Raw genomic sequence first — 747 nt, 5'->3', positions numbered from 1 at the left:
CGCTCCGCGGATCCGGCCCGGCTGGCGGCCTTCGAGGTGCTGCGCGCGGTGGAACGCGACGACGCCTACGCCAACCTGGTGCTGCCGGCCCGGATCCGGCAGCACCGGCTGGACCGCCGGGACGCCGGGTTCGCCACCGAGCTGGCCTACGGTGCGCTGCGCGGGCAGGGCACCTATGACGCGATCCTCGCCCGCTGCGTGGACCGTCCGCTGGAACAGCTGGACCCGGCCATCCTGGATGCGCTCCGGCTCGGGGCCCACCAGCTGCTGGCCATGCGGGTGCCGGCGCATGCGGCGCTGGACCAGACCGTCGGGCTGGCCCGCGCGGTCATCGGGGCCGGGCCGGGCTCGCTGATCAATGCCGTACTGCGCCGGGTCAGCGCCAAGGACCTGGCCCAATGGACCGACGAGCTCACCGAAACCGAAACGGACCCGGTGCGGCGCGCTGCTCTGGTGCACAGCCACCCCGAATGGATCGTCCGGGCAATGCGCCAGTCCCTGGTCGGGCACGGGCGCAGCGTGGACGAGCTGGAAGCGCTGCTGGAGGCCGACAATGCTGCACCGGTGGTGAACCTGGTGGCGCTGCCCGGGCTCGGCAGCCTGGACGAGGCGTTCGACGCCGGGGCCGAACCGGGGGAGCTGGTCGAGGACTCGGCGCTCTACGCCGGCGGCGACGTCGGCCGGCTGGCGTGCGTGCGTGCCGGCACCGTCCGGGTCCAGGACGCGGGGTCGCAGCTGATCGCCCGC

The 747-nt window shown here is 74.3% G+C and carries 1 protein-coding gene; it reads left to right on the top strand.

Features of this window, described 5'->3' with window-relative positions; genetic code table 11:
- Positions 1-747: transcription antitermination factor NusB (locus ACFQ36_RS23120; protein ID WP_377017954.1), on the top strand; the 747-nt coding region annotated here is incomplete at both ends.

It is taken from the genome of Arthrobacter sp. GCM10027362 (assembly GCF_042679445.1).
Lineage (GTDB): Bacteria > Actinomycetota > Actinomycetes > Actinomycetales > Micrococcaceae > Crystallibacter.
Note: the sequence above shows the minus strand (reverse complement) of the source record. Positions and strands in the feature narration are given on the sequence as shown.